The organism is Paenarthrobacter sp. NPDC092416 (genome assembly GCF_044755025.1).
GTDB lineage: Bacteria > Actinomycetota > Actinomycetes > Actinomycetales > Micrococcaceae > Arthrobacter.
Genome location: NZ_JBIVQG010000001.1, coordinates 641,345 through 661,091 on the forward strand (window position 1 = coordinate 641,345; position 19,747 = coordinate 661,091).

Below are 19,747 nucleotides of genomic sequence, written 5' to 3' on the forward strand. Positions count from 1 at the left end.
CGGATCGACAAAAGAGGCAAGAAGGGAAGGCCACCGGTGATCCGGTGACCTTCCCTTTCTTATGGTCGGATGTGGCGCCTGAAGGCTAGCCCGCGGCTTCCTGGTAGATGCCGGCCATCCAGGACTCGACGTCGTCGGCCTTGCGCGGCAGTGCGGCACTGAGGTTGACCGGACCGTCGGCTGTCATGAGGATGTCGTCTTCGATCCGGACGCCAATGCCGCGGTATTCGGCGGGAATGGCGAGGTCCTCGTTCTTGAAGTAAAGGCCGGGCTCGATCGTGAAGACCATGCCTTCGGTGAGGGTGCCATCGAGGTAGAGCTCACGCTTGGCCTGGGCGCAGTCGTGGACGTCAAGGCCGAGGTGGTGACTGGTTCCGTGCGGCATCCAGCGGCGGTGCTGCTGGCCTTCGGGGCTGGTGGCCTCTTCCACGGAAACCGGCAGCAGGCCCCATTCGGCGAGGCGCTCGGCCAGGACGGTGGTGGCAGCGGTGTGGATGTCGCGGAACTTCACGCCCGGGCGCGCGGCGGCGAAACCGGCGTCGGCGGCGTCAAGGACGGCTTCGTAGACCTTGCGCTGCACGTCGGAGAAGGTGCCGTTGGCCGGGAGGGTACGGGTGACGTCGGCGGTGTACAGCGAATCGGCTTCCACACCCGCGTCGAGCAGCAGCAGTTCGCCGGCGTTGACCGTTCCGGAGTTGCGGTTCCAGTGCAGCACGGTTGCGTTGTTGCCGGAAGCGGCGATGGTGTCGTAGCCGAGTTCGTTGCCTTCTTCGCGGGCGCGGGCAAAGAAGGCGCCTTCAACAACACGCTCGCCGCGCTTGTGGGTCAGGGCACGGGGGAGCGCGCGAACCACGTCGGCGAAGCCTTCCACGGTGGCGGCGACGGCAACCTTCATCTGTTCGATTTCCCATGCGTCCTTGATCAGGCGCAGTTCGGAGAGCGCTTCGCTGAGCTTCTCGTCGAGGGCGTCGAGTGCGCCGAGGTCCAGGTTTTCCGGGTCCTTGGCTGTGTTGTAGCGGGCAGTGTCCACCAGGGCGTCGATGTTCTCGTCCACCTTGCGGACCAGGCGGATGGAGATGCCACCGATTTCCGGGGCTCCCACGTTCTTGGTGATGGCCATTTCGAGTTCGGAGATGTGCGCGGTGGGCAGGCCCAGCCGTGCTTCGAATTCGGCCAGGGTGGGGCGGGCGCCGATCCAGAACTCGCCTGCGCGGGAGTCCGCGTAGAACTGTTCGGTATCGCGGCCAGCCAGCGGGCGGAAGTAGAGCGTCGCAGTGTGGTGACCGCCGTCGTCGCCTTTTCCTTCCGCCACAGGCTCGAGGATGAGTACGGCGTCGGGCTCGTGGTCCAAGCCCAAACCGGTGAGGTGGGCGAAGCCGGAGTGCGGGCGGAAACGGTAGTCGCAGTCGTTGGAACGGACCTTCAGCGGACCGGCCGGGACAACGAGCCGTTCGCCCTTGAACAGTTCGGAAATGGTGCGACGGCGGTTGGCGGCATGGTCTGCTACGGCGTCACGAGCAGGGGTCACCTGCGGCGCGGGTGCCCAATTGCTGGCCATGAATGCCTTGAAGGCATCGGACGTGGGCCTCTGTGAGCGGTTGTTGACGCGCTCTTGCAGGGGCTGGGAGGCAGAGTTCTGGGTGTTTTCGGCATCGTTCACCGTTACATCGTCCCACCAGTTACGTGAGGAGGCCAACGGCGCAACGCTCCATGCAGGCCTGCATCCCATAGGCTGGGAAAGTGAGGATAGACCTGCATGCGCACTCGAATGTTTCCGATGGAACCGAGACACCGGCCGGGGTGATGATTTCGGCCGCCGCGGCAGGCTTGGACGTGGTTGCACTCACCGACCACGACTCCACGGATGGCTGGGCGCAGGCCGCTGCAGCGGCAAAGGAAGAGGGGATCGCCCTGGTTCCCGGGATGGAAATCTCGTGCCGGACCCAGCAGGGGATCAGCGTGCATTTGCTCAGTTACCTCCACGATCCAACGCACCCGGGGTTGCTGGAGGAAATCACCAAATCCAAAGACGCTCGGTTGACCCGGGCCGAGCGTATGGTCACGCTGTTGTCCGAGGATTATCCACTGAGCTGGGACGACGTCATCCACCATGTAGCCCCTGGGGCAACAGTGGGCCGCCCCCACATCGCCGACGCCTTGGTTGCGGCCGGGGTGGTCGCGGACCGATCCGAGGCATTCGCCTCCATCCTGACCTCACATTCGCGCTACTTCGTACAGCATTACGCGCCGGACCCAGCCATCGCCGTCGAACTTGTGCGTGCCGCCGGCGGCGTGCCGGTGTTCGCCCACCCGGTGGCGTCGGCCAGAGGGCGTGTAGTAGGGGACCGCACATATCGCGAGATGATCGACGCTGGACTGTTGGGCCTGGAGATCGAGCACCGGGACAATCCGGAGGCGGGCCGGGACTACTTGCGTGCGTTGGCGGCAAAGAACGGCCTGCTCATCACTGGGTCCTCGGATTATCACGGGGCAGGGAAACCGAACCGGCTGGGGGAGAACCTGACAGCTCCCGGGGTCCTGGAGATGATTGAGCAGCTGGGCACTGGAACGCAGGTTGTCCGGCCATAAACGAGGACCAACGTTGCGGTCCCCGTGTTCGGAAAGTATCTTGACGTGCTCCGCGGGAAGAGTAGTCTGGCGCTCGTGGGGGAGGCGGGCTGGGCCGCACCACTGAAGGTCTCATCGCAAGAAATCACTCTCGATGGAGCAATCATGTTCAAGAAATCCTTGGCTGCAACAGCCCTTGCAGCCGCTTTAATGTTCATCCCTGCCACAGCAAATGCCCTGGACTGTAATAACGTGAGCCGCCCGGCCTACACAGGGACTGAGTGGGTATTTATTCCGGACATCAGCAGTAACGTCCACTTCAGCGGCAACTGGGGCTACGTGGAAGCTTGGGGCGCCTGGGTGTTCATCCCTCCAGGAACCGTGCCTGATGTGCCGGGCGGTGGAGGGAATTTTGAGAACGGCCAAGGCTTCGCGCTGCTGGTCAACGCATTGTGTGATTCCCACGGAGCAGTCCTGGAAAACAGGCAGGACGACCAGGGAATCCAATTGATGCACGGGTGCGGCTGACCAGCAAACGCGAACTAATTGGGGTGGAAGGACGCTTTGGCGCCCAGCCGCTTCCGCATGACCTCGATGGCCTGCTCGTTCTGGTCGACGCACACGAAATTGCGGCCGAGCTTGGCCGCGACCGCGCCCAGGGTCCCGGAGCCCGCAAAGAAGTCAAGGCACCAATCGCCCTCACGGCTTGATGCCGTGACGATCCTGCGCACCAGTCCCTCAGGCTTCTGGGTGGGGTAGCCGGTCTTTTCCCGGCCCGTCGGCGAGACGATCGTGTGCCACCAGACGTCCGTGGGGAGCTTCCCACGCTCGCGTTTGGCGGGCGTGACCAAGCCGGGTGCCATGTACGGCTCGCGGTCCACTTCGGCGTTGTCGAAGTGGTATTTTGCGGGGTTCTTGACGTACACCAGGATGTTGTCGTGCTTGGTGGGCCAGCGGTTTTTGGCGCGGGCGCCGTAGTCGTAGGCCCAGATGATCTCGTTCAGGAAGCATTCCCTGCCGAAAATTGAATCCAGCATGACCTTGGCGTAGTGCACTTCACGGTAGTCGAGGTGCAGGTACAAGGTGCCGTCGTCGGCCAGTAGGCGCCACGCTTCAACGAGCTTTGGCTCCAGGAACGACCAGTAGTCGCTGAAAGCGTCGTCGTAGCTGTGCAGGGCGCCCTTGATGGTGTCATAGGAACGGCCCTTGAAGCCGACCCGGTCGCCGTCGCCGTCCGCGTTGCGGACCATGCGGGTTTCCTGGCGGCGCTGGACCCGGCCGGTATTGAATGGCGGGTCCACGTAAATGAGTGTGAAGGCGCCGTCCGGCAGCGTCGGGAGGAATTCCGCGTTGTCCGCGTGCACCACCAGATTGCCGCCGTCCGGCGCCCAAACAGTTTCAGTCATTGAGGGATTTAGGCCTCGGAGTTACCGGACTGCGCGCCGGCCGTTTCGCCCGATACGACTTCGCCGTTGCGGCGGCGCGTGCGCGTACGGCGCGACCGTGCAGGCTTCTCAGCACCTTCAGCAACGGGAGCCTTGGCTTCCCCTGCTGAGGCCGGGGCTGCATCGCCGTCGGAGGTACGACGGCGGCGCGTGCGGTTGCGCCCGGAGTCGCCCTTTGACTCGCTGCTGGCCGAGTCGGAGCGGCCACGGCTACCATCGCGTCCACGCCCGCCGTCGCGGCTGCCACGGGCGGAACCGGAGTTCTTCTTGCCCGTCTCGCCAAGGTCTTCGAGGACCTCGGCGTCGACACCAGCAAGGGTGCGCTTGTTGCGGGGAAGGCGGCCCTTGGTGCCCTCGGGAATGTCCAGGTCCTCGTACAAGTGCGGCGAGGAGGAGTACGTCTCGATGGGTTCCGGAACGCTGAGTCCCAGAGCCTTGTTGATGAGGCCCCAGCGGGGCATGTCGTCCCAGTCCACGAACGTGACAGCGGTGCCCTTGTTTCCTGCACGACCCGTACGTCCCACGCGGTGCAGGTAGATTTTCTCGTCTTCAACGCACTGATAGTTGATGACGTGGGTGACGTCGTCGACGTCGATGCCGCGGGCTGCGACGTCGGTGGCGACCAGAACGTCCACCTTGTTGTTGCGGAAGGCACGCAAGGCCTGCTCACGGGCACCTTGGCCGAGGTCGCCGTGGATGGCGGCAGCGGCGAACCCGCGGTCCACGAGCTCTTCGGCAACCTTCGCGGCGGTGCGCTTGGTCTTGGTGAAGATGATGGTCCTGCCCCGGCCGCGGGCCTGGAGGATGCGGGCCACGACCTCCGTCTTGTCCATGCTGTGCGCACGGTAAATGAGCTGACGGATGTCGCGCTTGGTGAGGCCTTCGTCGTTGGGGTCAGCTGCCCTGATGTGCGTCGGCTGCGTCATGTAGCGGCGGGCCATCGCGATCACGGGGCCCGGCATCGTGGCGGAGAAGAGCAGGGTCTGGCGGACGGCAGGGGTTCCGGCGATCAGCGTCTCGACGTCCGGGAGGAAGCCAAGGTCCAGCATTTCGTCGGCCTCATCCAGGATGACCATCTTGACGTTCTTCAAGCTCAGGTGCTTCTGCTTGTAGAGGTCGATCAGGCGGCCGGGTGTTCCGACAACAATTTCGACACCCTTCTGGAGGGCGTCGATCTGGGGCTCGTAGGCGCGGCCGCCGTAGATGGTGGCGATGCGGGCGTTGCGCTTGCGGGACGCCGTCTGGAGGTCATTGGCAACCTGGACTGCGAGTTCACGGGTTGGAACGATCACCAACGCCTGGGGGGCACCCGGCACTGCGAGCTTGGCGTAGCCTGCGTCATCCCGGCCTTCAACGCGCTGGAGGGCAGGGATACCGAAACCAAGGGTCTTGCCGGTACCGGTCTTGGCCTGGCCGATGATGTCGTGGCCGCTGAGGGCCACAGGCAGCGTCATGGCCTGGATGGGGAACGGGTGGGTGATGCCTGCGTCGGCCAACGATTCGACGATGTCGGCACGGACGTTGTAGTCAGCGAAGGACTTTTCTTCGATCTCATGGGGTGTCTCGTCCGAGGTAATGGTTTCCTCGGGTTCGATCGATTCGGTTCCGGTGGAGTCGGTCAAGACTTCATGGGTGTGCAATTCACTCACAGGGGAGTTTCCTTATTCATTTGGGCATTGGCGCTGCGTGCTCAACGGCGGCGGCGGAGCCGTACCGGAGCACAACGGGCGCACAAGCAAATCCAGTGGAAGCCGATCGCGGGCTATCTAAGTACTGGCACTGGTGACCAGCGGGCACATCTCAAGATCGCGTAGGGGCGGGCTTGTTGACTTCAAAAATGAACTGAATCAACGACCGGGCATCCATTACTACAGGGTCAGTCTATCCTCTGGGAGCCTCAAAGCCCGGATCGGGGCGGATCTGCGCTAGGGAAGAAGTTGAAAACGGATCTCCCGCGTGGCGATGTCCGCCTTCACAAGCTTCACCCTGACCTTGGTGCCAGGCTCAAGTTCGCCCTCGCAGCGGGCAGTCACTGCAGGCTCCGCGATCTGCACAATGCCGGAAGGACCGTTGCCGTTGCCGTTGCCGTTGGGCGGCTTCGAACCGGAAATAACAACCGCCTCGAACTCCTGGCCGATGTGGTTCACAGCAAGCGCGGCTTCAACCGCATCCAAGGCCATCCGCTCCAGCTTGGAGGCCAGTTGGTCCGAGCCCGCCATAATCTCAGGAAGGGAAGGAAGTGCTTCGCGGGCCCAGCCAGGGATCTGTTGGTCATTGCTCAGTGCCTCGCAGATCACCAAGACGAAACGATCGATGAGCCGCCGCAGGGGAGCGGTGGTGTGGGCATAGGGTGCGCCGATGGCCGACTGGATGACGTTGGCCGGAACCTCGCCGTCGAACGGGGTATAGCTTGCGCCGCGGAACAACATGCCCGCTGAATGCAGGATGGCGAGTTGTCTCGGGTCCGAGGCGTCCAAGGTCCGCAAGTATTCGCCATAACTGACCTCTCCGTCCCATGGCTTGCCGAGTGCCTTTGTTTGGCGTTTGAAGTGGAGCAGGGAACGTTCTTCCGGCGCTGGCATGGTGCGCAGGATGCCGACTTTTCCGTCGAGCATCAGCTGCGCGGCGGCCATTCCGGTCATCAGGGAGATTTGGGCGTTCCAGTCTTCAACGGGGAGAGAAGGCGCAGCTACGATTCTGTATCCTCCGGAATCCGTCACTTGGACGATCTCCTGTTCAGGCATGTTGAGGCTGGCTCCACCGCGCAAGCGCTCGAGCTCAACGCGCTTGAGTCCAACCTCCTTGAGGAGCTGGAGAACCGGAGGCGCCGTGCCGGCGTCAATCTCTTCCTGGGCTCCCTTGTAGCTGAGCTTGGCGCGGCTGCGGACTGTTGCCCTGGCAACACGGACGGACACGACGTTGGCCTCGGCGTCGAGCGCAAACTCCCAGACGTATGCCGCGCAATCCTGGTCGGCCAACAGGCTTCCGGCGTTCTCGCTGATGACCTCGGGGTGGAGCGGGATCCTGCCATCCGGTGCATAGAACGTCTGTCCGCGGTGCCGTGTTTCGGCATCCAGGGCCCCGCCGGGAGCTACAAAAGACGGGACATCCGAGATCGCGTAGAGAACCTTGTACCCCTCACCGTCACGATCGATGAAGAGCGCCTGGTCCAGGTCCGTGGACGTTGCGGGGTCGATTGTCACAAAGGGAACGTCACGCAGATCCCGATCCGGCAGCCCATGGTGTTCCACGGACTCGCGGGCTTCCTCAACGGCCGCAGAAGGGTAGACCCCCGGGAGCTCCAGCTCGGTCCTCAACGCGGCAAATGCCTCTGCGAGCTGGTTCGATGCGTCGGTGACGTTGGGCGCTATCCGATGATGTGGCACGAAAATCAGGTTAGCCCGAAATCGGCGGATAGTCTTGGATCATGGGCACATCCTGGTCTGGCATTCCTTCCCCTGGGCACCTCGTGGCGGAGATGCTCGGAGCCATGGCTTACGGCGAGTTGTCAGCCTTCGGCAGGCTGTCCTCGGACTCCAGATATGCGCCGACGCTGCATGACCGGGCGGTTCTGGCCAAAATTGCCGTGGGTGCCTACGGAAATTTCGCCATGGTCACTGCCAGGCTCAACGGGTTGGGGATAGACCCCGACGAGGCCATGCTCCCGTTCCAGCGCTCGTTTGACCATTTCCATGAGCGGACCAGGCCCGGTGACTGGTTTGAGTCCATCATGAAGGCGTACGTGATCGACACCGTATCGTCCGATTTCTATCGGGCGGTGGCGGCCTACCTCGATGCGGGGACCCAGGAGTTCGTCGAGAAAATTACCGCTTCCGATCAGGCCACGGAGGTTCTACGGGTCCTGCTGCGTCGGGCCCTGTCAGAGGACCCCCGTTTGTCCTCGAGACTTGCCTTGTGGGGCCGACGGCTGGTGGGAGAGGCGCTCACCCAAGCCCAGCGGGTGGCCATGGAGCATCCCCTCCTCGGTCCCATGTTGCGGGGTGAAGGGGATGCCCGGGAAACCGCGACTGCCTTGACGGCGGAGTTGGCAGGGCGCCACAGTCAACGCATGACGGGCCTCGGCCTGACCGCTTGAAGTGGTTCGGCAGAGACCCCAACGGACAGTTGTGCTACGCGCCGAGGGCTTCGACCAGCGCCTTGGCTGCCGCCGTCGGGTCTTCTGCTTCAGTGATGGCGCGGACCACGACGATCCGGCTCGCGCCCGCCGCGACAACCTGCTCCACGTTGGTGAGGTCGATGCCGCCGATGGCAAACCAAGGAAGCAGCACGCCCCCGACCGTCTCCTCGTCAGCCCGCTTCACGGCTTCTGCGGCATATGTGACCAAGTCCAGGCCAACTGCCGCGCGTCCAGGTTTGGTAGGCGTTGCCCACACTGGGCCCACGCAGAAATAGTCCAGCCCACTGCGGCCCGGGGAAGCTGCGATCGCTGCGTCAATCTGCTCAGGGGTGTGGGTGGAGAGACCAATCACGGTGGGGTCGTGGAGCAGGTGGCGGGCGGCTCGGAGGGGGATGTCTTTTTGTCCTATGTGGAATACGGGAGCCCCGGAAATACTGGCAACATCGGCCCGATCGTTGACCGACCAGAGCCGTCCGTGGCGGTGCGCGACCTTGTGGAGAACCTCCAGGACTTCCAGTTCCTCTCCGGCCTCGAGCGTCTTGTCGCGAAGCTGGATGATGTCCACGCCGCCCTCAAATGCGGCGTCGACGAAGTCTTCGAAATCGCCTCGTTGTTTGCGGGCATCGGTGCACAGGTAGAGGCGGGCTGTGGTGTGGACATCATGCTGGGTCATGAAAACCAGAGTAGTTCCTCTAAACTGGGCACGTACTGCGGGAGCCGAGACTGCGTCATATGACCGTCCGGCTGAGAGGGCTTCAGCGCCGACCGCTTGACCTGATCCGGCTAATACCGGCGTAGGGAAGGAAACCCATGGGAGCATCGGACCACACCCCCGGAACCTCGCAACTGCTGCACGCGGACGTTGCCGTGATCGGCGGCGGCATCATTGGCCTGGGCATTGCCGAGGAGGCAAGGCGACGCGGCCGCTCGGTCGTGCTCATCGATCCTCAACCAGCCACCGGCGCCACGTTCGCCGCCGCGGGCATGCTCGCTCCGGTCAGCGAATTGCACTACCAGGAAGAAGATCTCCTCGAACTGATGTTGGAGTCCTCAGGACTGTGGCCGGGTTTCGTTGGAACGCTCCTGCCCTCCGACGGAGACGGCACCGGATACCGCACGACGTCGACCCTGGCCGTTGGCGCGGATGCCGCGGACCGTCGGGCGCTGGCGGACCTGCGATCGGTGCAGGTGGCCAACGGGCTGGACGTTGAACCGTTGGCGCTTCGCCAGGCACGCGAGCGGGAACCGCTCCTGAGCCCGCAAATCTCGTGTGCGTTCGACATCCCGGCCGACCATCAGGTGGACCCTCGCAAGCTTGCCCGTCGCCTCATCGCAAGCCTTGCGGCACACACACCAGCAGACGCCAGCTGGGTCGGCGGCGCAGCCGATGGCTTCGCCATGGCCTCGTCGGCTGTCAGGCTCGACTGGGACGATGACAGGGTCTGCGGAGCCACGGTCGCATCCGGCCACGTGATTCGCGCGGAGGAGACCGTGGTGGCGAACGGCCTGGGTGCTGCCGGCCTCGCCGGCCTGCCGGACGGACTCGCCCTCCCGTTGCGCCCCGTCTATGGCGACATTCTCCGACTCCGTGTCCCCGAACACCTCAGGCCGCTGGTCACCTCCACAGTCCGCGGCATGGTGCGTGGAGTTCCCGTATACATCGTGCCCCGTGAGGACGGCACTGTGGTGATCGGAGCCACCCAACGTGAGGATGGCCTCTCGGCATCGTCCAATGCCGTGTCCGCCGGCGGTGTGTACCAATTGCTGCGCGACGCCCAGGTCCTGGTTCCTGCGGTCGCCGAGCTGGAACTCCTGGAAGCCACAGCCCGTGCCCGCCCCGGAACCCCGGACAACGCACCGCTGCTGGGACGCGCCGCCGGGCACGACGGCGACGTCGCCGGGCTTGTGATCGCCACTGGTTTCTTCCGCCACGGTGTCCTCCTGATGCCTGCAGCGGCAAAGATCACCGCTCAGCTGATGGAGGGCATCACAGATCCCAGATGGACCAGGTTCCGGCCGGACCGGTTCACCGCCGGCCACACCGCTACCGGCATCGGATCAACACCACGACTCCTGACGTCCGCCACACCCATCGCCAGCAAGGACCCAGCATGAACATCAAACTCAATGGCGCCGACCACGCAGTGTCGGATAACGCCTCAGTCAGCACCCTCGTCACCGCCATCACCGGCCGCGTTCTGGACCACCTCGGACAGGCGACCGACGGCGGCAAGCTGGGTGTCGCCGTCGCCCGCAACTCCGAAGTGGTTCCGCGCAGCCAGTGGGCTGCCACGGCGCTCGCAGACGGCGATGAACTCGAACTCGTGACCGCAGTACAGGGAGGCTGAACCATGACCACAACAAACATTGACGTTCACACCGATGCATTGGTGATTGACGGTGTTGAGTTCGGCTCGCGCCTCATCATGGGCACTGGGGGCGCCCCGAGCCTCGACGGGCTGGGCGCTGCTCTGCTGGCCTCGGGTACGGAACTCACCACAGTTGCCATGCGCCGATACTCGCCGGCCGAGACAGGCTCGCTGTTTCAGCTCCTGGTGGATCACAACATCAGGGTCCTTCCGAACACGGCAGGGTGTTTCACTGCGAAGGACGCCGTCATGACAGCCGAACTTGCCCGTGAGGCGTTGGAGACGGACTGGGTCAAACTGGAGGTCATTGCCGACGAGCACACGCTTCTGCCTGATGCCGTGGAACTGGTGGACGCCATGGAACAGCTGGTCAACCGCGGTTTCAAGGTCTTTGCCTACACGAACGATGACCCCGTGCTGGCGCTTCGGCTGGAAAATCTGGGAGCCACGGCTGTCATGCCCCTGGGTTCGCCGATCGGAACGGGCCTGGGAATTCTGAATCCGCACAACATCGAACTGATCGTCTCGCGCGCTTCGGTTCCCGTAGTGCTCGACGCCGGAATCGGTACAGCCTCGGACGCTGCGCTGGCCATGGAACTCGGTTGCGACGCCGTCCTGCTCGCCACCGCGGTCACCCGTGCGCAGAACCCCGTGCAGATGGGCGAAGCCTTCAAACACGCCGTGATCGCCGGTAGGCTGGCCAAGCAAGCGGGCCGGATTCCGCGCAGGGAACACGCCTTGGCATCCTCTGCCATGGAAGGCCGGGCAGAGTTCCTCTAGGACCCGGGCCTGATGGCCGACTGATAACCCTGACGCCGACTGTTAGCTAGGAGCAGCTGTGGCAGACACGGAAGATCCACTGTCCAGGGCGGTCATCGACGCCGTCCTTGCGGACCTCCCCGACTGGAGGTACCAGTTGGACGGACTCGTCACGGTATTCAAGACCTCGACGGCGGCTGACGCGCTGGCCCTTATTGCCGCCGTCGGGCAGATCGCAGAAGAACAGAACCATCATCCGGACCTGGACTGGCGCTATAACCGGGTGTTCCTGCGTTACACGTCCCACGATGCCGGGACACAGGTAACGGACCGCGACGTCGCCGCCGCTTCAGCGGCGAGCGAGGTTGCCGCCGTCGTTGGAGCTGTCGCGGAACCGGGCTTGTACCGGAGTGTGGAACTGGCGATCGATACCGACGATGCCCCGGCTATCTCAGAAACCTGGCGAGTGGGCCTCGGATACCGTAAAACCGCCGACGGGGCGCTGGTGGATCCTTATGGCCGGGGACCAGCGTTGTGGTTCCAGGAGACGGATGAGCCCCATGAGAACCGGATGCACGTGGATGTGTACCGGAGCCTGGCTGAATCAGGGCCCGTCCTCACAAAGACGGAATCAACGGGGGCCTTAATGGAGCATGACCACGCACCCGCATGGGTGGTGGTCACGGATTCACAAGGCAACCGCTTCTGTCTGTGCACTGAAGCGGAGGACGGTCAGGACTAAAGCATCAACGCTTTGGTAAGTGCTTCGGTGTCCTGCTTGGTGCGCGTACGCCCCAGGTAGACCACCGCGGCTGCAGATGCGGCCGTGCCGAGCACGATGGGCAGGATCCAGGGAATCCACGTCAGTCCGGGCTGGTAGCCCAGACCGGCAAGGATGAAGGCAATCCAGGCCAGGGCACCCACAGCCGCTGAAACACCTGCCGGCAAGGCGATGCCGTACTTACCGTGGCGCTTGTCGTTCGCCCACACGATGAAACCGGTGGCGACGGTGGCAAGCACAACAACGACGAGTGAAAGCATGAAAACTCCTTGGCAGGCAGGTGTCAGCGACGGCTGTTGAGAGAGAGCGGCTACAGGGCACCGAAGCCCACGCGGCGAACTTCTTCGGCGCCAATTTCCACATAGCCCAGGACGTTTCCCGGAACGATGATCTGACGGCCCTTCTCATCTGTGAGCCTTAGATCCGAACCCTTGGAGATTGCCTCTCCGACGATCTTGGCTACAGCATCAGCATCGAGTGCGGATTCGAGCACGATTTCACGGCCAACGTTCTGAATGCCGATCTTTACTTCCACAGCAAGGCCTCCAAGCCAATCAAGAATTAAGTCAGTCCTCTATTTGTAGCCTAGGACTCTTTGGGGAATCGACTGATTCCGCGCCAAGCTAAACGATAGATCAGATCACTGGCCACATCGAGATCCAGATTTCCGTCCGTTTCGAGCCAGTACCGGGCGCTGACCTGCGCCATTCCCGCCAGTCCGCGGCCCAGGAGTTGCGCTTCCAGAGGGGGCAGTTTGGTGTCCTCGGCGATGACATGGGCTACGGCGTCGGCGAAGGTCTTGTTGAAAGTCTCCAAACGCGAACTGACGTCGGGATCGTTGATGAGGTCGGATTCGAACACCAGACGGTGTGCTTGGTCGTCGTCGGCGATGAACCGGTAATAGGCCCGCATGACGGCTTTCACGCGTTCTTTGTTGTCCGTCGTGGAGTTCAGTGCTCCGAGCATCAGGTCCGTCAACGTAGCCAGGTGGCTGTCCAGCAGCGCCATGTAGAGCTCCCGCTTGGACGGGAAGTGCTGGTACAGCACGGGCTTGCTGACATGCGCCGTCTCCGCGATTTCGTCCATGGCCGCACCATGGAAGCCGTTGGAGACGAAAACTTCCAAAGCGGCGTTGAGCAACTGGGCACGACGCTCGTCGCGCGGCAACCTTGCCGAACGCGGAGAACCAGTCCGCTCTTGCTTCGCTGGTGTCTCATCGTTTGCCCGTGTGCCGTCAGCCACAGTCTGCCGCCTTTCCTTTGCAGTTATGACCACTGTACCGGTGGGTAATATGACCGGGCGGCATCGGCAGGCATACATTGAAGTATGGCCACAACTCTTGCTGCCCACACTGCGCCCGCTGTCTTGCCGCCCCTCGTTGAACCGGCCGCCGCGCTTACGCCGGCCGAGGTGGAACGGTACTCCCGGCATCTCATCATTCCGGAAATCGGCGCGGTGGGCCAACGCAGGCTTAAGAATGCGAAAGTCCTTGTCATAGGTGCCGGCGGACTGGGTTCACCTGCGCTGCTGTATCTGGCGGCCGCCGGGGTTGGCACGCTCGGCATCGTCGACGATGACGACGTGGACCTGAGCAACCTCCAGCGCCAGGTCATCCACGGTGTCAAGGACGTTGGCAAGCCAAAGATCGAATCCGCGCGTGATGCCATCGCCGAACTCAACCCGTTGGTCAACGTCGTCCTGCACAACGTCCGGCTGGACGCGACCAATGCTTTGGAGCTGTTCGCCGGTTACGACCTCATCCTCGACGGTGCAGACAACTTTGCCACCCGCTACCTGGTCAATGACGCTGCCGCCATCCTGGGCAAGCCTTACGTCTGGGGTTCAATTTTCCGCTTCGACGGCCAAGTGAGCGTCTTCTGGGCCGAACACGGGCCCACCTACCGCGACCTGTACCCGGAAGCTCCACCGGCGGGTTCGGTGCCCTCGTGCGGCGAGGGTGGCGTCTTTGGCATGCTGTGCGCGGCCGTTGGCTCGCTCATGGTCACGGAGGCAGTCAAGCTGATCACCGGCGTCGGGCGTTCACTGCTTGGCCGAGTGTCGCTCTTTGACGCTTTGGGCGGCAGCTGGCGCGAGATCAAGGTGTCCAAGGACCCGGCAGCAGAACCCATCACCGAGCTGACCGACTACGAGGCCTTCTGCGGTGTCACGCCGCTGGCCCGGACTGATGCCGACCACACAGTGTCCGCCCCGGAACTGGCCACCATGCTGGCCGAACGTGAAGCGGGGGAGCGGGACTTCGAGCTCGTGGACGTTCGCGAATCGGGTGAGCACAGCATTGTGAACATCGACGGTTCCGTGCTGATCCCGCAGGGCCGGATTCTGTCTGGCGAGGCCTGGGTCGAGCTGCCGCAGGACAAGGACATAGTGTTCCACTGCAAAGCCGGTACGCGCTCTGCGGCGGTCCTGGAGGCGGCACGGAAGGCAGGGTACACCCGCGTCCGCCATCTCGACGGCGGTATTCTCGCCTGGGTCCGCGACGTCGAGCCCGAGAAGCCGGTTTACTAGGCTGCTGCCAGATCGTTGCCGCTGGCCTTGCGGATCTGCGAAGCTCAACCATGAGCGAAGATTCAAGCGTGACACCCCAACACCCCATCGGCTCGGGCTTTGGCCATGGTTCAACGGCTTTGGAAGTCATCGCCGGCCTGGACCTCACCGGGAAGACGGCCATCGTCACCGGAGGTTATTCCGGCCTCGGGTTGGAAACCGTCAAGGCACTTGCCTCGGCCGGCGCCCGCGTGACGGTCCCGGCGCGGAGGGTCCAGCATGCCGAGGCTGTTGTGGCCGAGGCAGGGTTGGCGGCGGGCGGTTCGCCGGGGTCCGTCGACGTTGAGCTCCTCGACCTCGCGGACCAGGCAAGCGTCAAAGACTTTGCCGGGCGGTTCCTCTCGAATCATGGAACGCTGGATATCCTGATCAACAACGCTGCCATTATGGCGAGTCCGGAGCAGCGTGTCGGGCCCGGGTGGGAGGCGCAGTTTGCCACTAACCACCTCGGGCACTACACCCTGGCCAACCTGTTGTGGCCGGCCCTGGCGGCTGCGGGTGATGCCCGCGTGGTCTCCCTCTCCTCGACCGGACACAAACTGTCCAGGATCCGTTTTGAGGACATCAACTTCGACGCCGGCTACGACAAGTGGCGGGCCTATGGCCAAGCCAAGACGGCCAACGCTCTTTTTGCTGTTGAGCTGGACCGGTTGGGCCGCTCTTCCGGAGTGCGCGCGTTCGCTGTGCACCCCGGCGGGATCATGACCGAGTTGCAGCGGCACTTGCCCAGAGAAGAGATGGTTGCCGCTGGCTGGATGGACGCCGACGGGAAACTCAGGGAGGGATTCAAGACGCCCGCGCAGGGTGCGGCAACCTCCGTGTGGGCGGCGACGTCCCCGGCCCTCAACGGCAAGGGTGGTGTGTACTGCGAAGATTGTGACATTGCCAAGCCCACGGACAAGGATTCGCCACTTGCCCGGTACCAAGGAGTGGATCCTCACGCGATTGACCCTGCGGATGCCACAAAGCTCTGGAACGTGTCGGCAGAGCTTACTGGTGTGAACGCTTTCGGCTAAACGCCCGCCGGAAGTTAGGGGTTCGGCGGCCTAGGCGCTCTCGGAGCGGAGTTGCTCGTGGTCCACTGGGCACTCCGCCGCCTGAGCTGCCGGCCGGGGCTGTTCCACCTGGATGCCGTAGAGGGCTTCCAGCGCGGCAACGTACTCGTCCTGCTGGCCGTTTGCAGCGAGCTCGCGGGCCCGGACAGTGGGGACGTGCAAAAGCTGCTTGACCATACGGCGAAGCGCGAATTCAACTTCTTCCGCGGCCGCGGTGCATCCGTGGCGGGCGCGGACCTTCTCCATTTCGGCGTCCAGGACGTTCATGGTGTGGCGGCGCAGCGCAACGATCGCGGAATCCACGGACCGCGACTCGCGCTCGGACTCGAAGGCACTGGCAGCGCCGCTGACGATCGCGCTTGCCTGGGAGAGAGATTCAGCCTGCTCTTGGGGCGCTGCGAGACGCACAGACTCCAGCGTCAGCAGCTCAACGCCGTCGAGCTCGCCAACAGCGGGATCGAAATCATGGGTGAGCGCGAGGTCGATCGCGATCAACGTCTTGGCGGCACCTGCGCGGACGCGGGCAAGATCCTCGGCTTCCACGCGGGTGTCTGAGCCACTGCAGCCGATCATGACGTCAGCCGCGGCAACAGCAGCGGGGAGGGTGTCGGCGTCGAGCGCGGTACCACCACGCGTGGCGACGAAACCTTCGGCCCGGCCGGAAGAAGAGTAAACGGAAACGTCAGTGCAGCCACGTTCTCGCAAGAGGGACATCGTCGCTCCGGCATAGGCTCCCGTGCCGAACACCACCACTTTCTTGGCCGACCAATCCTCACTGTCCGAGAGGTCGGTTGCCAGGTCCAGTGCGACAGAGACGATCGAGAGTCCGCGCGAACCCAGTGCTGTCTGTGCGCCGACGTCCTTGGCGGTCTTGGACGCAGCCTGGAAGAGCCGTACCAGTCCGGCGCTCGCGGTCCCATCCTGCTGCGCGGTGATCAGGGCCCGGCGAACCTGGCCGGCGATTTCGCGTTCACCAACCACGGCTGAATCCAGGCCCGCGCTCACGGCGAAGAGGTGCCGCGTGACGTCAGGACCCGTGTGGGTGCTGAAGGAGCGGGAAACGAGTTGCTCGTTGAGTCCGCTCAGTTCACTGATCTGCGAAACAAGGGCGGAACGGGCGGCTTCCAAGCCTGCGCCGTTGGCCGTTTCGCCGTAGATCTCGTAGCGGTTGCACGTGGCCAGGACCACGGCGCCGGAAACGAGGGGCGATCCTGAGAGCGCGGCGGAGGCAAGCTCAGAGGAACCGTTGCTCAGCTGAGCAACGGTTTCGAGGTCGATGTCGGCGTGTGTAGCCACCAATGAGAAAAGAACCACAGCACCCCAATCATAGCTTTTTCGTAGCCCGGTAGAACAATATGCTGCCGTGGCACTTCACACGCACTGCCGTGATCCGCGCCACTGCAACTCCTGCGCCGACGTGTGTGACAGGCTGTCGTTATCTTTTACCCCGGATTTTCGGCACAATCGAAAGCATGACTTCTAGCGCGGCAGCATCCAAGAGTACGGCCACCAACGCCCCTGCGGGCACCCTCGACGCCACCCACCCGCTCGTGGATGGCCGTACCTCGGACTCGCCGCTGATCACGGCATACCGTGGCGGCACGCCGTCCCGCCGTCCCGTGTGGTTCATGCGCCAAGCTGGCCGCTCCCTTCCTGAATACCTCAAGGTGCGCGAAGGCGTTGCGATGCTGGACTCGTGCCTCCGGCCGGAGCTTGCCTCCGAGATCACCCTTCAGCCGGTCCGCCGCCACGACGTTGACGCAGCCATTTTCTTCTCGGACATTGTCATTCCGCTCAAGCTGGCCGGCGTTGGCGTGGACATTGTTCCCGGCGTCGGTCCGGTGCTCGAAAAGCCTGTCCGTACCGCTGCGGATGTCGCCGCCCTGCCCCAGCTGACGTGGGAGGCATTGGAGCCCATCCGTGAAGCGGTGCGCCTGACCGTGGCCGAACTGGGGAAGACCCCGCTGATTGGCTTCGCCGGGGCGCCGTTCACCTTGGCTGCGTACATGGTGGAAGGCAAGCCTTCCCGCGACCACCTGGGGCCGCGGACCATGATGCACGCCGATCCGGAAACCTGGACAGCCTTGGCCAACTGGGCGGCCGATGCCTCAGGAATGTTCCTGCAGGCCCAGCTCGAGGCAGGCGCGTCAGCCGGGCAGCTGTTCGATTCGTGGGCGGGATCCCTGGGGCTGGCCGACTACACCAAATATGTAGCTCCCGCTTCGGCCCGTGCACTTGACCATGTCCGCGATTTGGGCGCACCCCTCGTGCACTTTGGCACGGGTACTTCGGAGTTGCTGGTTGCCATGAGGGACGTCGGCGTTGATGTGGTGGGCGTTGACTATCGCCTCCCGCTTGATGAGGCCAACCGTCGCCTCGGTGGCACCGTGCCCCTGCAAGGCAACATCGACCCCGCCCTCCTCTCTGCACCGTGGGATGTCCTGGAAGCGCACGTCCGTGAGGTCATTGCTTCTGGTTCCTCTGCTCCTGGCCACGTCCTCAACCTTGGACATGGCGTTCCGCCCGAAACGGACCCCACCGTTTTGACCCGCGTGGTGGAACTCATTCACTCGATCCCGGCAGAGTAGGGCCAATGCGCGGGGCACATCCAACGCCCGGCCCTGCTGCCGTGGTTATTGGTGGCGGCGTTTCCGGACTCGTGGCGGCCAGGGAGCTGGCCGTGGCCGGAGCTTCGGTCACGGTCCTGGAAGCAAGTGACGGGTGGGGTGGCTGCGTAGGCAGCCATACGGTTGCCGGACTAACGCTGGACAGCGGGGCGGAGTCATTCGCAACCCGGTCCCCGGCGGTGGCCGACCTTGCCCGCGAACTGGGACTGGCGGAGAGCATTGTTTCCCCCCATGCCGGCGGTGCTTGGGTGCAGTTGCCGGACGGCCCGCAGGAACTCCCCAAGACCGGAATTCTCGGTATTCCCGCGAACCCCTGGGACCCCGAAGTCCGTCGATCCCTGGGGTTTACGGGCGCCTTGCGTGCGTCAGTCGACAGGTGGCTCCCAGCATCGTTCGGCACATCCTCGGAGGTCACGAGCGTTTCTTCGCTGGTCCGTGTGCGTATGGGCAGGCGGGTTCTGGACCGTCTGGTGGCTCCGGTGGTCGGCGGTGTCCATTCTGCTGATCCCGGACTTCTGGATGTCGACATGGTGGCCCCGGGCCTACGTTCCGGGCTTCGAGCACATGGATCCTTGGCGGCCGCGGTTGCGGCCCAACGCGCCTCAGCCCGCGGAGCAGGTTCCAGTCCCGCGAAGGCGGGTTCCGCCGTCGCGGGCCTGAAGGGTGGCATGAACACGCTGGTGACCGCTTTGCTCGCGGATTTACGCCGGCGCGGCGTCACTCTGTTGACCGGCAAACGCGCGGACACCGTAACGAAAACCCGCAATGGCTGGCGGGTCGCCGCCGGCGATTCCACGTACGACGCCGGTCGCTTGGTGGTGGCGCTCGACGGCCCCGCTGCGGTGGGGCTGCTGGAGCACGCCGTCCCGGAGCTGTCCGGCTTGCGTCCCGCGCCGGGGCCCCTGGTGAGCCTCGTGACGATCGTTGTTGACCTCCCGGAACTGGATAGCCGTCCGCGGGGGACAGGGATCCTGGTGGCTCCGCAGACCCCGGGTATCAGGGCAAAGGCCCTGACCCATGCAACGGCCAAATGGGACTGGCTGGCGGAGGAAGCCGGCCCTGGCACGCATGTACTTCGTCTGTCGTACGGTCGACGGGAGGACGCTGGCGCAGGAGACGGGGATGTCGTGCTGGATGACGAAGCACTGCTCATGGCAGCGCTGGAGGACGCCTCCATCCTGCTGACAGTTCCGGTGTCCCGGACTGACATCGTCGGCTGGGATGTGGTGCGCTGGGCGGGAGCCCTGCCTTTCGCTGCTGTCGGTCACAAACAGCGGGTGGCACGAGTGCGAAGGCTCTGTGCTGCCGTGGATGGGTTGACTGTGGTGGGTGGTTGGCTGGCGGGCAATGGCCTTGCAGCCGTTGTGGCGGACACCCGCACCCAGCTCGCGCAAGAGGACGCGGAGGAACCCCCAACTCCGTGATTTGTGTCACTTCTAC

General features: G+C 63.9%; 20 protein-coding genes and 1 riboswitch. Of the genes, 11 read left to right on the forward strand and 9 right to left on the reverse strand.

Going from position 1 to position 19,747, the window contains the following annotated elements; genetic code table 11:
* Nucleotides 1-85 precede the first annotated feature (85 nt).
* Nucleotides 86-1,660 (reverse strand): aminopeptidase P family protein, encoded by a 1,575-nt coding sequence (locus ACIQC5_RS02885; RefSeq protein ID WP_400278265.1) that lies wholly within the window; start codon nt 1,658-1,660, stop codon nt 86-88.
* Between the two features lie 80 nt (nt 1,661-1,740).
* Here ACIQC5_RS02885 and ACIQC5_RS02890 point away from each other — a divergent pair, with 80 nt between their 5' ends.
* Both ACIQC5_RS02890 and ACIQC5_RS02895 read left to right on the forward strand, forming a co-directional pair.
* Entirely contained in the window at nt 1,741-2,589 is an 849-nt protein-coding gene (locus tag ACIQC5_RS02890; RefSeq protein WP_400278267.1) for a PHP domain-containing protein, read from the forward strand.
* Between the two features lie 75 nt (nt 2,590-2,664).
* Nucleotides 2,665-3,096 carry a hypothetical protein gene (locus ACIQC5_RS02895; protein WP_400278269.1) on the forward strand — a complete coding sequence of 144 codons (432 nt, stop codon included), beginning with the start codon at nt 2,665-2,667 and terminating at the stop codon, nt 3,094-3,096.
* Between the two features lie 14 nt (nt 3,097-3,110).
* Here the strand turns inward: ACIQC5_RS02895 and ACIQC5_RS02900 are convergent, their stop codons facing one another.
* From ACIQC5_RS02900 to ACIQC5_RS02910, 3 genes are all read right to left on the reverse strand, one after another.
* Nucleotides 3,111-3,974, reverse strand: coding sequence for a DNA-methyltransferase (locus ACIQC5_RS02900; RefSeq protein WP_400278270.1), 864 nt, complete (start codon nt 3,972-3,974; stop codon nt 3,111-3,113).
* A gap of 8 nt (nt 3,975-3,982) precedes the next feature.
* The gene (locus ACIQC5_RS02905) at nt 3,983-5,662 is read right to left on the reverse strand and encodes a DEAD/DEAH box helicase (protein WP_400278272.1); all 1,680 of its coding nucleotides are present in this window, start codon (nt 5,660-5,662) and stop codon (nt 3,983-3,985) included.
* Between the two features lie 276 nt (nt 5,663-5,938).
* On the reverse strand, nt 5,939-7,399 hold the full coding sequence (locus tag ACIQC5_RS02910; protein ID WP_400278273.1) for an RNB domain-containing ribonuclease: 1,461 nt from the start codon (nt 7,397-7,399) through the stop codon (nt 5,939-5,941).
* A gap of 41 nt (nt 7,400-7,440) precedes the next feature.
* Here ACIQC5_RS02910 and ACIQC5_RS02915 point away from each other — a divergent pair, with 41 nt between their 5' ends.
* The gene (locus ACIQC5_RS02915; protein ID WP_400278275.1) at nt 7,441-8,109 is read left to right on the forward strand and encodes a ferritin-like fold-containing protein; all 669 of its coding nucleotides are present in this window, start codon (nt 7,441-7,443) and stop codon (nt 8,107-8,109) included.
* Nucleotides 8,110-8,143: 34 nt separating this feature from the next.
* Here ACIQC5_RS02915 and thiE read toward each other — a convergent pair whose 3' ends face one another.
* Nucleotides 8,144-8,824, reverse strand: a complete 681-nt coding sequence (gene thiE / locus ACIQC5_RS02920) for a thiamine phosphate synthase (RefSeq protein ID WP_400278276.1) — start codon at nt 8,822-8,824, stop codon at nt 8,144-8,146.
* A 27-nt stretch (nt 8,825-8,851) separates the two neighbouring features.
* Nucleotides 8,852-8,969, forward strand: a riboswitch (TPP riboswitch).
* Here thiE and thiO point away from each other — a divergent pair.
* From thiO to ACIQC5_RS02940, 4 genes are all read left to right on the forward strand, one after another.
* Nucleotides 8,962-10,266 carry a glycine oxidase ThiO gene (gene thiO / locus ACIQC5_RS02925; protein WP_400278277.1) on the forward strand — a complete coding sequence of 435 codons (1,305 nt, stop codon included), beginning with the start codon at nt 8,962-8,964 and terminating at the stop codon, nt 10,264-10,266. Its footprint overlaps the riboswitch before it by 8 nt.
* A complete protein-coding gene (gene thiS, locus ACIQC5_RS02930; RefSeq protein WP_400278279.1) occupies nt 10,263-10,499 on the forward strand; it encodes a sulfur carrier protein ThiS in 237 nt (78 codons plus the stop codon). Before thiO ends, thiS begins: the two co-directional genes overlap by 4 nt.
* A 3-nt stretch (nt 10,500-10,502) precedes the next feature.
* A complete protein-coding gene (locus ACIQC5_RS02935) occupies nt 10,503-11,300 on the forward strand; it encodes a thiazole synthase (protein ID WP_400278281.1) in 798 nt (265 codons plus the stop codon).
* Nucleotides 11,301-11,358: 58 nt separating this feature from the next.
* Nucleotides 11,359-12,021, forward strand: a complete 663-nt coding sequence (locus ACIQC5_RS02940) for a 4a-hydroxytetrahydrobiopterin dehydratase (protein ID WP_400278282.1) — start codon at nt 11,359-11,361, stop codon at nt 12,019-12,021.
* Here the strand turns inward: ACIQC5_RS02940 and ACIQC5_RS02945 are convergent.
* The 3 genes from ACIQC5_RS02945 to ACIQC5_RS02955 are packed head-to-tail and all read right to left on the reverse strand — an operon-like array spanning nt 12,018 to nt 13,380.
* Nucleotides 12,018-12,320, reverse strand: a complete 303-nt coding sequence (locus ACIQC5_RS02945; RefSeq protein ID WP_400278283.1) for a hypothetical protein — start codon at nt 12,318-12,320, stop codon at nt 12,018-12,020. The genes ACIQC5_RS02940 and ACIQC5_RS02945 overlap by 4 nt on opposite strands.
* Before the next feature lie 50 nt (nt 12,321-12,370).
* Nucleotides 12,371-12,595, reverse strand: a complete 225-nt coding sequence (locus ACIQC5_RS02950; protein WP_224088175.1) for a DUF3107 domain-containing protein — start codon at nt 12,593-12,595, stop codon at nt 12,371-12,373.
* A gap of 50 nt (nt 12,596-12,645) precedes the next feature.
* Nucleotides 12,646-13,380 (reverse strand): TetR/AcrR family transcriptional regulator, encoded by a 735-nt coding sequence (locus ACIQC5_RS02955; RefSeq protein WP_400278285.1) that lies wholly within the window; start codon nt 13,378-13,380, stop codon nt 12,646-12,648.
* A 6-nt stretch (nt 13,381-13,386) separates the two neighbouring features.
* Here ACIQC5_RS02955 and moeB point away from each other — a divergent pair, with 6 nt between their 5' ends.
* Together moeB and ACIQC5_RS02965 are read left to right on the forward strand one after the other, a co-directional pair.
* Entirely contained in the window at nt 13,387-14,586 is a 1,200-nt protein-coding gene (gene moeB, locus ACIQC5_RS02960; RefSeq protein WP_400278287.1) for a molybdopterin-synthase adenylyltransferase MoeB, read from the forward strand.
* Between the two features lie 50 nt (nt 14,587-14,636).
* Nucleotides 14,637-15,641 (forward strand): SDR family NAD(P)-dependent oxidoreductase, encoded by a 1,005-nt coding sequence (locus tag ACIQC5_RS02965; protein ID WP_400278289.1) that lies wholly within the window; start codon nt 14,637-14,639, stop codon nt 15,639-15,641.
* 30 nt (nt 15,642-15,671) lie between these two features.
* On the opposite strand, the gene ACIQC5_RS02970 is transcribed toward ACIQC5_RS02965, so the two are convergent.
* Nucleotides 15,672-16,994, reverse strand: a complete 1,323-nt coding sequence (locus ACIQC5_RS02970) for a glutamyl-tRNA reductase (protein ID WP_400278291.1) — start codon at nt 16,992-16,994, stop codon at nt 15,672-15,674.
* Nucleotides 16,995-17,152: 158 nt separating this feature from the next.
* Here ACIQC5_RS02970 and hemE point away from each other — a divergent pair, with 158 nt between their 5' ends.
* Both hemE and hemG read left to right on the forward strand, forming a co-directional pair.
* Nucleotides 17,153-18,268 (forward strand): uroporphyrinogen decarboxylase, encoded by a 1,116-nt coding sequence (hemE, locus tag ACIQC5_RS02975; RefSeq protein ID WP_400278292.1) that lies wholly within the window; start codon nt 17,153-17,155, stop codon nt 18,266-18,268.
* Nucleotides 18,269-18,273: 5 nt separating this feature from the next.
* Complete coding sequence (gene hemG, locus ACIQC5_RS02980) at nt 18,274-19,731, forward strand: protoporphyrinogen oxidase (protein WP_400278293.1); 1,458 nt, start codon at nt 18,274-18,276, stop codon at nt 19,729-19,731.
* The last annotated feature ends 16 nt before the right edge of the window (nt 19,732-19,747 follow it).